We start from the raw sequence: 10,802 nt of genomic DNA on the forward strand, positions 1-10,802 counted from the left end.
CACCCGCGCCCGGCCTGATTCCCGGGGCACGGGGATCAGGCGGGGACCTGGGCGGTGTCGGCGATGGTCGACGAGGCCAGCACTCGGTCTCCGTCGTAGAGGACGGCGGCCTGGCCTGGGGCGACGCCGCGGGCGGGCGTGGACAGGCGGATGCGCAGTTCGCCGCCGTCCCGCTCGACCGTGCAGGAGTACACCTCGCCGTGCGCGCGGAGCTGCACGTCGCAGCCGAACGGGCCGTCGCGGGGCTCGCTCAGCCACACCGGGCGCTCACCGGTGATCTCGTGGACGTCCAGCGACTCGCGCGGCCCCACGGTCACCGTGTTGTTCACCGGGGAGATGTCCAGGACGTAGCGGGGACGCCCGTCGGGAGCCGGGGTGCCGATGCGGAGGCCCTTGCGCTGGCCGATCGTGTAACCGTAGGCGCCCTCGTGCTCGCCGACCTCGTTGCCGTCGGTGTCGACGATCGGGCCGGGCGCCGAGCCGAGCCGCTCCGCCAGGAAGCCCCGGGTGTCGCCGTCGGCGATGAAGCAGATGTCATGGCTGTCGGGCTTGTCGGCCACCTGGAGGCCGCGCCGCTCCGCCTCCCGCCGGATGTCGGCCTTGGACGTGTCGCCAAGCGGGAACAGGGCGTGCTCCAGCTGCTCGGGCGTGCACACGGCCAGCACGTACGACTGGTCCTTGCCCTCGTCGACGCCGCGCCGCAGGACGGGGGCCGCGTGGGAAACGTCCAGCCGGGCGTAGTGCCCGGTGCAGACGGCGTCGAAGCCGAGCGCCATCGCGCGGTCCAGCAGCGCCTCGAACTTGATCTTCTCGTTGCAGCGCAGGCACGGGTTCGGGGTGCGGCCCGCGGCGTACTCGCTGACGAAGTCCTCCACCACGTCCCGGTGGAAGCGCTCGGCCAGATCCCACACGTAGAACGGGATGCCGATCACGTCGGCGGCGCGGCGCGCGTCCCGGGAGTCCTCCAGGGTGCAGCAGCCGCGCGCCCCCGTCCGGTAGGACTGGGGGTTGCTGGACAGGGCCATGTGGACGCCGGTGACGTCGTGCCCCGCCTCGGCGGCGCGGGCGGCGGCCACGGCGGAGTCGACGCCGCCGGACATGGCGGCGAGTACGCGCAGCGAAGTCATAGTCCTTCGAGGGTACGCGGCGTGGCCCGGTCCCTCGTTGTCATTTGCGCGTACGATTGGGGCCGCTATGGGAATCTTCCGTCGTCCGCGCGAGACGTCACTCGTAACGCCGCCCGCGATCAGCGAGTTCTGGGAGTGGTGGGCGCAGGCCCGCCCGACGATCGAGGCCTCGCTGTCGGCCGGGCCCGACCAGGCCGAGCCCGAGACGCCCGGCGAGGGCCTGTCCGCCGAGGCGATCGAGGAGCTGTCGCGCCGCGTCCACAAGATCCACTCCGGGCTGCAGTGGGAGATCGGCGGCACCGACGACCGGTCGCCGTCGCTCACCGTGACCGGCGGCGGCGACCCCGAGCTGCGCGGGCTGACCGAACGCTGGGCGCGCTCCGCGCCCGCCACCAAGAGCGCGGCCGGCGGGTGGAGCTTCCATCCCGCGCGCCAGCCCGACGCCGAGATGCTCACCCAGGACCTCGTCCTCGGCGACCACGAGTTCGACCTGGAGTACGTCCGCCTCGGCATGCGCGCCGACACCGACCGGGCCCGCGTGCATGTCAGCGCCTACCACCCCGACTTCCTGTTCGTGGCCGAGGAGCAGCAGCTCCAGGTGGCGCTGAACGTCCTGCACTGGGCCCTGGGCGAGGACGACGTCGCCCGCTGGGTCGGCGAGATCTCCATCGCGACCGAGGCGCCGATCGACTCGCTGCCGCCGTCGATGCTGGCCGCGGTGGTCGAGCAGATCGCCGAGCCGTTCACCGAGCCCGCCTGGCTCACCGGTGAGGGCCGCACGCCGCGCGGCCACCCCGCCCGCCTCGGCGCCCGGTTCCCGCTGCACCGCCAGGACTACCCACTCTGCGACCTGCACGTGGCGATCACCGTCCCGTACGCCAACAGCAACCCCGACCGGCTCCCCGTCGAGCCGTCGTCGGGCGCGCTGCGCGCCTTCGAGAAGAAGCTCACCAAGCTCGGTGAGCGCGCGGTGCTCGCCGTCCGCGAGACCGGCGACGGACTGCGCGTCTTCCACCTCTACGCCGACCCCGACTCGGGGGTCATCTCCGAGCTCGACCAGCTCGCCGCCGGCTGGCCGGAGGGCAAGGCCAAGGTCGCCTCCACCAACGACCCCGGCTGGCGTGCCCTGAGCCCCTACCAGCCCTGACGCGCCGCGGCCTTACCGGCCGCGGCGCGATGCGGCCCTACCAGCCTTGGCGCGACGCGTCGACCTTGCGCCAGCGCGCCTCGCAGAACGAGTAGAGGCCGAAGATCAGCAGGCCCGCGGCCACGGCGACCAGGCCCCAGGCCCCGGCGGGCGTGGCGGCGAACTCGCGGAGCGTCCCGTCCAGCCCGTTGGCCTTGTCCGGCTGGAAGGTGAGGGCGGCGTAGGCGAAGAACGCGCCGGCGCCGACACCGATGAGGCCGCGGGCGGTGTGCCCGACGATGCCGAAGGGCTGCACGAAGCGGCGCGCGGCGGCGCCCATCCGGCCGGTGTCGAGCTCGTCCAGGAATGCCCGGCGGACCGCGTTCACGACCACTACCGCGCCCCACACGAGGAAGCCCGCCGCGACGGCCAGGACGAGCCAGCGGCCGCCTGGCTCGGCCATCGCGCGCGCGGTGAGCGTCCTGGACCGCTGGTCGCTCGACGTGCCCTGGTACCCGAGCAGGAACCCGAGGGTCGCCGCGAAACCCGCCGTGTACATGAGGCCCCGGGCGGCCGAGGCCAGCCGCTCCTTGGGCTTGTCGCCGTCCGGTACGGGGCGCCCGTACAGGACCTCCGCGAGCTGCCAGAGGACGAGCGCGGCGAAACCGGCCGCCATGAGCCACAGGGCGACCGCGCCGCCGGGTCTGTCCGCGACGATCTGGAGGGCGCCTTCCCGTTCGGCCTGCCCGCCTCCGCCGAACCCGATCTGGAGCGCCAGCCAGCCGACGAGCAGGTAGATGAGGCCGCGGGCGACCAGGCCCACGCGGGACATGTGGTGGAACCACGGGTGTCCCGCGGCCTTGCGTGCCGCCTGTTTCACTCCGCCGTCCGTCGTCATCGCACCGCCTTCCAGGAGACGGCAACGCCGTCCCCCGTCAACGGAAGGTCAAACGCGGGTCAGGCGAGCCCCGCGCGGCGGGCGCGCTCCACGACGGGGCCGATGGCGTCGGCGAGGGCCTTCACGTCGGCCTCGGTGGAGGTGTGGCCGAGCGTGAACCGCAGGGAGCCGCGGGCGCGTTCGGCGCCGGTGCCCATCGCCGTCAGGACGTGGCTGGGCTGGGAGACGCCTGCGGAGCAGGCCGAGCCGGTGGAGCAGGCGATGCCGTGCGCGTCCAGCAGCATGAGCAGGGCGTCGCCCTCGCAGCCGGGGAAGGAGAAGTGCGCGTTGCCGGGGAGGCGGTCGACGGGGTCGCCGTTCAGGATCGCGTCGGGCACGGCGGCCTGGACGCCGCCGATCAGGCGGTCGCGCAGTTCGGTGAGGCGGCGCGCCTCGGCGTCCCGGTGCGCGACCGTGGCCTGGACTGCGGCGGCGAACCCGGCGATGGCGGGGGTGTCCAGGGTCCCGGAGCGGACCTCGCGCTCCTGGCCGCCGCCGTGCAGCAGCGGGACCGGGTCGAGGAAGACGGGTTCCTTGGGCTTGGCCAGCAGCAGGGCGCCCACCCCGAGCGGGCCGCCGAGCTTGTGGCCGGTGATGGTGAGCGCCTGCGCGCCGCTCGCCGCGAACCCGACGGGCAGCGTCCCGGCGGCCTGGACGGCGTCGGTGTGCAGAGGGACGCCGTGCTCGCGGGCGACGGCGGCGAGGCCGGCGACGGGCTGGACGGTACCGACCTCGTTGTTGGCCCACATCACGGTCGCCAGGGCGACGTCGTCCCCCGAGCCCAGCGCTTCGCGCAGCGCCTCCGGCTGGACGCGGCCCTGCCCGTCCACGGGGATCCAGTCGACCTGAGCGCCCTCGTGGTCGGCGAGCCACTGCGCGGTGTCCAGGACGGCGTGGTGCTCGACGGCGCCGGCCAGGACGCGGGTGCGGGCCGGGTCGGCGGCGCGGCGGGCCCAGTAGAGGCCCTTGACGGCGAGGTTGTCGGCCTCGGTGCCGCCGGAGGTGAACACGATCTCGCTCGGCCGGGCGTCGAACGCCTCGGCGATGATCTCGCGGGACTCCTCGACGACCCGGCGGGCGCGCCGCCCCACCGCGTGCAGCGACGACGGGTTCCCGAGCTCGCGCAGCTCCACCGTCATCGCCTCGATGGCCTCGGGCAGCATCGGGGTCGTCGCTGCATGGTCGAGGTAGGTCACCACGGGGTCAACAGTATCCACGCCGCTGGTGTTCCCCGCCGGTGGCCGGGCTCTTGCGGGCGGCCGGGCTCTTGCGGGCGGCCGGGTTCTTGCGGGCGGCCGGGTTCTTGCGGGCGGCCGGGGAATGGCCGGGACGGGGCCGTGGTTGGGATCTATACCGTCCAGCCGGTACAGTAAAACGGTCATGATGAAGGAAGCCCTCTTGGACGCCGCCGAAGCCGTCCTCTCGGAGCAGGGGACGCAGGCGCTGACGCTCAACGCGGTCGCGGACCGCGCCGGCGTCAGCAAGGGAGGGCTGCTCTACCACTTCCCCACCAAGGAGGCGCTCGTCCGGGCGATGGTGGCGCGGGTCATCGAGGAGTTCGACGACCTGATCGCCTCCTACATCGGCTCCTACGAGGACGGCACGCCGGGCTCCTACACCCGGGCCTACGTCGAGGCCACGTTCGAGATCCTCACCGGCGAGGCCCGCGCCTACCGGCGATGGTCGGCCATCACGGCCGCCGCGGCGGACCCGGAGCAGGCCGAGCCGCTGAACGAGGCGATGCGGCGCTGGCACGGCCGCTCCCCGGCGGACGACCCCGACCCGGGCACGGCGATGGTGGTCCGGCTGGCGGCCGAGGGCCTCTGGGAAGTGGTGAGCCATGACTCCGCGATCTACGACGCGGACCAGCTCGAAGCGCTGAGGCGGCGGCTCCTGGATCTCCTGGAGCGATAACCCCCGGGGCGCCGCCCGCCCCGCCGAACCACCCGACCGCTCCGCCCTAGAGGGCCTGGAGCGGTCGTTCATGCGACACCACCGTCACACCGCGACACCACCGTCCGCCGACACCACCGTCCGCCGACACCACCGGGCCGTGGCCCGCCGAGCCGAGAAAGAGGTGAACCATGCTGTTCCGCGCCCGTTGGGGGACGTTCCTGACCTTCGCGCTGGCGGGCCTGCTGACCGGAGTCTGGGTGGCGCGCATGCCCGCGCTGGCCGCGAAGTTCGGGGCCGGCGAGGGCGAGATCGGCATCGTCGTCCTCGTCTGGGGGCTCGGCGCGGTCGTGACCATGCAGGCGCTGCGCGGGCTGATGGCGCGGGCCGGGAGCCGCGCCGTCCTGCGGGCCGCGCTGCCGCTGACCTCGCTGGCCTTCGCGGCCGTCGCGCTCGCGCCGGGCTACGGCGTGCTGCTCGGCGCGGTCGTGCTGTTCGGGATGACGTTCGGGATGACCGACATCGCGATGAACGCGCAGGCCAGCGTCGTCGAGCGGGCGTACCGCCGGTCCGTGATGAGCGGCATGCACGCCGGCTGGTGCGTCGGCGCGATGAGCGGCGGCGTGTTCGGCGTCGTCACGGCCGCGGCGGGGCTGGGCTTCACCACGACCGTGCTGGCCGCGGCGCTGCTGTCGCTGCCCGCCGGGCTCGCGCTGGGCCGCACCTACCTGCCCGACCCGCCCCGTCCGGCCGCCACCGCGCCGGGGACGGGGCGCAAGGCGCGCCGCATGCCGCCCGCCGTGTACCTGATCGGCGTCCTCGGGTTCATCGCGTTCATGACCGAGGGGACGATCGCCGACTGGAGCGGCCTGCTCCTGCACGAGGAGATGGGCGCCGGCGAGGCGGTCGCGGCGGCGGGCTACCCGGTGTTCGAGCTGGCGATGCTGCTCGGGCGGCTGGTCGGCGACCGGGTCCGGATGCGCGTCGGCACGCGGCGGTTGCTGACCGGCGCCGGGATCGGGACCGCGCTCGGCATGACCGTCGTCGTGCTGGCCCCCGGGCCGGCCGTCGCGATCGCCGGGTTCTTCGTGACCGGGCTGGTGGTCTGCACGGTCGTCCCGACGACGATCTCGCTGGCGGGCACCGCCGACCCGGACCGTCCGGCGGCGGCCGTCGCGCAGGTCGGCGCGATGGGCTACGGCGGTCTCCTCCTCGGCCCGGTCGTGGTCGGTTTCCTGTCGGAGGCCACGTCCCTGCGGGTGGGGGTGGGCACGGTCGTCGTCCTGGCCCTGCTCATCGCCGCCGGTGCCCGGTTCGTACCGATCAGCACGAGCGTGGACGTCGCCGCCGCCGAGACACCCCAGCGGGCCGACCCCGACGACGCTCGTCCCCAGCCGGTCGCGGCCTGAGCCGCCCCCGGCAATGCGCAGGCCCCGGCGACGGCGTCGCCGGGGCCTTCCGCCGGGATCACTTGCGCTTGGTGATCTCCTCGGTGAGCTGCGGCGCGACCTGGAACAGGTCGCCCACGATGCCGTAGTCGACGAGCTCGAAGATCGGCGCCTCGGGGTCCTTGTTGATGGCGACGATGGTCTTCGAGGTCTGCATGCCGGCCCGGTGCTGGATGGCGCCGGAGATGCCGACCGCGACGTACAGCTGCGGCGACACGGTCTTGCCGGTCTGGCCGACCTGGAACGAGTGCGGGTACCAGCCGGCGTCGGTCGCGGCGCGGGAAGCGCCGACGGCCGCGCCGAGCGAGTCGGCCAGGCCCTCGATGATCGAGAAGTTCTCGGCGCCGCCGACTCCGCGGCCACCGGACACGACGATCGCGGCCTCGGTCAGGTCGGGGCGCTCGCCCTTCTCCTGGACGACCTTCTCCACGATCTTGGCGCCCTTGTCGGCGTCGGAGAGCGTGACCGACACCTGCTCCTCCGCCGGGGAGGCGGCGGAGGCCTCGGGGGCCACCGAGTTCGGCCGGACGGCGATGATCGGCGTGCCGGTCCGCACCTTGGCGTGCGCGATGATCCCGCCGCCGAAGATGGAGTGCTCGGCGACGAGGCCGTCGGTGACGTCCACGACGTCGGTGAGCACACCGGAGCCGGTCTTGACCGCGAGCCGGCCCGCGATCTCCTTGCCCTCGGCGGTCGCGGCGACCAGCACCGCGCCCGGGGACCTCTCGCTCACCAGCTGGGCCAGCAGCGCGGCCTTCGGGGCGACGACGTAGGAGGTCAGCTCCTCGTCGGCGGCCACGTAGACCTTGCCGGCGCCGTACTCGCCGAGCCTGTCCTTGGCGTTCTCATAGCCCGGGCCGACCCATACCGCGGCCGCCTCGCCGAGCCGGTTGGCCAGCGTCAGCAGTTCGAGCGTGACCTTCTTGACCTCACCGTCGACGTGGTCGACGAGGACGAGAATCTCTGCCATTTTTCGCTAATCCCCTTCCCCGGTCAGACGAACTTCTTCGACGCGAGGAACTCGGCGATCTTCGCGCCGCCGTCGCCCTCGTCGGTGACGATCTCACCCTTGGCACGCGGCGGCGCCTCGGCGAAGTCGACCACCTCGGTGGCGGCGTTCGCGAGGCCGACCTGCGACGCGTCGATGCCGGCGTCGCCCAGGCCGAGCGTCTCCACCGGCTTCTTCTTCGCCGCCATGATCCCCTTGAAGGAGGGGTAGCGCGGCTCGTTGATCTTCTCGACGACGCTGACGACCGCGGGCAGGCTCGCCTCGACGCGGTCGAAGCCGTAGTCGGTCTGGCGCTGCGCCTTGATGGACGTGCCGTCGATCTCGACCTTGTTGGCGAGCGACACCTGCGCGACGCCGAGCCGCTCGGCGAGCATCGCGGCGAGGACGCCGGTGCGCGCGTCGGTGGACTCGGAGCCGAGCACCACCAGGTCGAAGCCGGTGCGGCCGAGGGCCTGCTGGATGGCGTAGGACGTCTGCAGCGCGTCCGAGCCCGCGAGGCCCTCGTCGAGGAGGTGCACGGCCTTGTCGGCACCCATGGCCAGGGACTTGCGGATCGAGTCGGTGGCCTTGTCGGGGCCCATGGTCAGAACGGTCACCTCGCCGCCCTGGGCCTCCTTGATGCGCAGCGCCTCTTCGATCGCGTACTCATCGAGTTCGTTGATGACGCCATCAGCCGCTGCGCGGTCGAGCGTGCTGTCATCGGACTTAAGCTTGCGCGGGCTCTCCGTATCGGGAACCTGCTTCACCAGGACGACGATGTTCATGGCCGGTGGCCGACCTCCCTGCACTCAGTTGGCCGCCGAGGTAAGCGGCGGAGGGGCGCCGCCCATGGCGGGTCGACGCGGACATGCTTTTTCGAAGTCACAGCCTGCCAAACACCCGAACGCGCTTCGGAGCCGGGTCCCTGATAAAGCCGTGCGCCCATTATGTTACTAGCCAGTAGGATTCTGGCAAATCCCAGCTCGTGAGACCTTACCCACGTGGCCGCGAGGTTCGCCGGTCCAGCCGCGTCCCAGAACCGGCGTGACGCACTTCACGTCTCAGAACCTGTTGACGGCGGTCTGCAGGCGGTCCATCGTGCCCTCCACCGAGCTCTGCAGCCCGTACATCGGGGAGAAGGTCGGCGTCAGTGTCAGGGCACCGAGCACCGCGAGCAGGGCCGCGCCGCCGAGCACGGCGCTCGCCGCCGCGATACGCAGCGGCCGCCGCACCGCCGGCAGGAACGTCCGCTCAAGCCGCCTCCGCGGAGCGCTGACGCCCGGCGCCGTCCACAGCGCCGCCGCTCCCGCCCCGGCTCCGAACGCGGCGGCGTGGAGCGAGTCGATCTCCCCGCCCACCGCCGACACCGCGACGAGCCCGAGCGGTACGGCGACCGTGAACACCGCCGCGTACGGGACGGACGCGAGCGTCCGCCCGAACGCCCGCGCGAGGCCCCGCGCCCGGTCCCCCTCCCGGGCGTCGGCCGCGCGCAGCAGCGTCACCGCGCCCAGCGTCAGCACGAGCCCCACGACGGGCGCGATGACCACGAGGGCGACCGCGATCACCACGACCATGGCCGCCAGCAGCCTCGCCCATCCCAGCGCCACCCTCAGCCCGTGGGCCCGGACCACCGGCCCGCCAACGGGTGCACGTCCGGCGGCATCGGGTGACGGGGGCACGGGCGGCGGGCCGCCGGGTTGCGGCGGGACGGGCGGTGAAGGCGCCGGCGGCAGGTCCAGCCGGGACGCCGCCTCCGCCAGCCCGGCCGCGTCCGGGCGGCGGGCGGCATCGGGGTCCGCGGCGGCGGCGACCAGCGGGCGCAACTCGGCGGGCAGCGCGTCGAGGGCCAGCGCGTCGAGGGTCGGCGCGTCCGTCCCGGCGGCGGCGGACGCCACGGTCGCGGCCCACGCCAGGACGTCGTCGGCCGCCTGCGTGCCCGCGGCCAGCCCGAAGTCGACGACGACGGGCGCGTCGTCCACGATCAAGGTCGTCCCGGGCCCGAGCCGGCCGTGCGCGAGACCGGCCTCGTGGATGGCGGCGAGGGCCTTGGCCAGCCCGAACGCGAGGCGGCGCAGCGCGGCGGGCGGCATCGGGCCCTGCTCGGCGAGCGTCTTCGCGAGCGGGCGCCCCGGAACGTAACGGGACACGACGAAGGGGGTCGCCCCGGCGGCGTCCCCGTCCAGGACGTCCACCACGTAGGGGCTGAGCACGTCGCGCATCCGGGCGATGTCGGGTGCGGCGCCCCCGGGTAGCAGCCTGACCGCCACATCGCGTCCGTCCGGCCCGGCGGCACGGTGCACGGCGCCGCTTTCACCCAGCCGGGACAGCAGCCGGTAGGACGAGATGTACTCCGGATGGCTCGTTTCGCCGCTCATAATGGGTCGCCACCCTACCGACCGCGGATGACTTGCCGGGCCTGTCCGGGTGAGCGGTCACATGCCGGGGATGCCGGAAACGAGCTCGCGGACCTCGGAGCGCAGGCTCTCCAGGTCCTGGCTCATCCCGTCCAGCGGGGTCGTGTCGGGCGGCTGCCCCTGGGACGTCACGACCAGCGCCGCCGCGAAGATCCCGAGGATCAGGGCGCCGGCGAGCGCGGCCTCGGCGCGCGGCAGCAGCGCCCCCCAGATCCGGGCGAGCTGCCGCCGGGGCGCGCCGCTGCCCGGCGCCAGGCAGAGCAGCCCGATCACCGCCATGACGGAGTACGCGATGGCCTTCGACGCGGTCATGTCGGACTTGGCGAAGATCAGCACCCCGAGCAGGATCAGCCCCGCGATGAGGCTGAGCGACGTCCACAGGACCGTGGACATCACCGCGCCCGGCAGGTGCAGGGGCGTCCGGAACGCGGCCGCGACCGCGTCGCCCGCGCGGGGGCCCCGCCGCGTCTGGCGTCCCTCCATGCTCTTGGCGGCCTTGTCCGCCATCCGCAGGACGAGCACGCCGCCGATGGTCACCAGGAGTGCGAGCAGCGGCACGATGTTGGCGAACCCGAGCAGCGCCACCAGGACGATGAGGCTGAGCACCCGGTACCAGCCGTAGGGCTTGCGCCGGTCTCTTTCGGCCCGTGCTTGGTCGGCCCGTGCCTGGTCCGCGCGCCGCTGCGCGTCCTGCGTGCGCTGGTCGTACGGGGCGGCGCCCTGCGTGGGCCCGCCTCGCTGGAGCGCCCCCGGCGGGGGCTGGTTCGGCGGCGGGCCGTACTGCGGCGGGTACCCGCCCTGGGCGTAGGGGTCCTGCGGCGCGTAGCCGCCTCCCTGGAACTGCTCCCCCGCCTTGTAGGGCGCGGGGG

Annotated in this window: 9 protein-coding genes and 1 pseudogene; 3 read left to right on the plus strand and 7 right to left on the minus strand. The window is 73.7% G+C overall.

Annotation, left to right across the window (positions count from 1 at the left end):
* Nucleotides 1–35: 35 nt before the first annotated feature.
* Nucleotides 36–1,127, minus strand: a complete 1,092-nt coding sequence (gene mnmA, locus E1285_RS20200) for a tRNA 2-thiouridine(34) synthase MnmA (RefSeq protein ID WP_132154309.1) — start codon at nucleotides 1,125–1,127, stop codon at nucleotides 36–38.
* A gap of 67 nt (nucleotides 1,128–1,194) precedes the next feature.
* On the opposite strand from mnmA, the gene E1285_RS20205 reads away from it, so the two are divergent.
* Entirely contained in the window at nucleotides 1,195–2,274 is a 1,080-nt protein-coding gene (locus tag E1285_RS20205) for a DUF695 domain-containing protein (RefSeq protein ID WP_132154311.1), read from the plus strand.
* Between the two features lie 37 nt (nucleotides 2,275–2,311).
* Here the strand turns inward: E1285_RS20205 and E1285_RS20210 are convergent, their stop codons facing one another.
* Together E1285_RS20210 and E1285_RS20215 are read right to left on the minus strand one after the other, a co-directional pair.
* Nucleotides 2,312–3,151: a DUF1206 domain-containing protein gene (locus E1285_RS20210; protein ID WP_132154313.1), complete on the minus strand. Its 840-nt coding sequence runs from the start codon at nucleotides 3,149–3,151 to the stop codon at nucleotides 2,312–2,314.
* A 59-nt stretch (nucleotides 3,152–3,210) separates the two neighbouring features.
* On the minus strand, nucleotides 3,211–4,386 hold the full coding sequence (locus E1285_RS20215) for a cysteine desulfurase family protein (protein ID WP_132154329.1): 1,176 nt from the start codon (nucleotides 4,384–4,386) through the stop codon (nucleotides 3,211–3,213).
* A 184-nt stretch (nucleotides 4,387–4,570) separates the two neighbouring features.
* Between E1285_RS20215 and E1285_RS20220 the strand changes: the two genes are divergently transcribed.
* Both E1285_RS20220 and E1285_RS20225 read left to right on the plus strand, forming a co-directional pair.
* Complete coding sequence (locus tag E1285_RS20220) at nucleotides 4,571–5,104, plus strand: TetR/AcrR family transcriptional regulator (RefSeq protein WP_132154315.1); 534 nt, start codon at nucleotides 4,571–4,573, stop codon at nucleotides 5,102–5,104.
* Nucleotides 5,105–5,274: 170 nt separating this feature from the next.
* Nucleotides 5,275–6,492, plus strand: coding sequence for an MFS transporter (locus E1285_RS20225; RefSeq protein ID WP_132154317.1), 1,218 nt, complete (start codon nucleotides 5,275–5,277; stop codon nucleotides 6,490–6,492).
* Between the two features lie 58 nt (nucleotides 6,493–6,550).
* On the opposite strand, the gene E1285_RS20230 is transcribed toward E1285_RS20225, so the two are convergent.
* From E1285_RS20230 to E1285_RS45685, 4 genes and pseudogenes are all read right to left on the minus strand, one after another.
* Nucleotides 6,551–7,501, minus strand: a complete 951-nt coding sequence (locus tag E1285_RS20230; protein WP_132154319.1) for an electron transfer flavoprotein subunit alpha/FixB family protein — start codon at nucleotides 7,499–7,501, stop codon at nucleotides 6,551–6,553.
* 23 nt (nucleotides 7,502–7,524) lie between these two features.
* Nucleotides 7,525–8,304 carry an electron transfer flavoprotein subunit beta/FixA family protein gene (locus E1285_RS20235; protein ID WP_132154321.1) on the minus strand — a complete coding sequence of 260 codons (780 nt, stop codon included), beginning with the start codon at nucleotides 8,302–8,304 and terminating at the stop codon, nucleotides 7,525–7,527.
* A gap of 276 nt (nucleotides 8,305–8,580) precedes the next feature.
* Nucleotides 8,581–9,894 carry a hypothetical protein gene (locus tag E1285_RS20240; RefSeq protein WP_132154323.1) on the minus strand — a complete coding sequence of 438 codons (1,314 nt, stop codon included), beginning with the start codon at nucleotides 9,892–9,894 and terminating at the stop codon, nucleotides 8,581–8,583.
* 57 nt (nucleotides 9,895–9,951) lie between these two features.
* Nucleotides 9,952–10,802 (minus strand): annotated as a pseudogene (locus E1285_RS45685) (hypothetical protein); the annotation flags it as partial.

The organism is Actinomadura sp. 7K507 (assembly GCF_004348425.1).
Classification (GTDB): Bacteria; Actinomycetota; Actinomycetes; order Streptosporangiales; family Streptosporangiaceae; genus Spirillospora.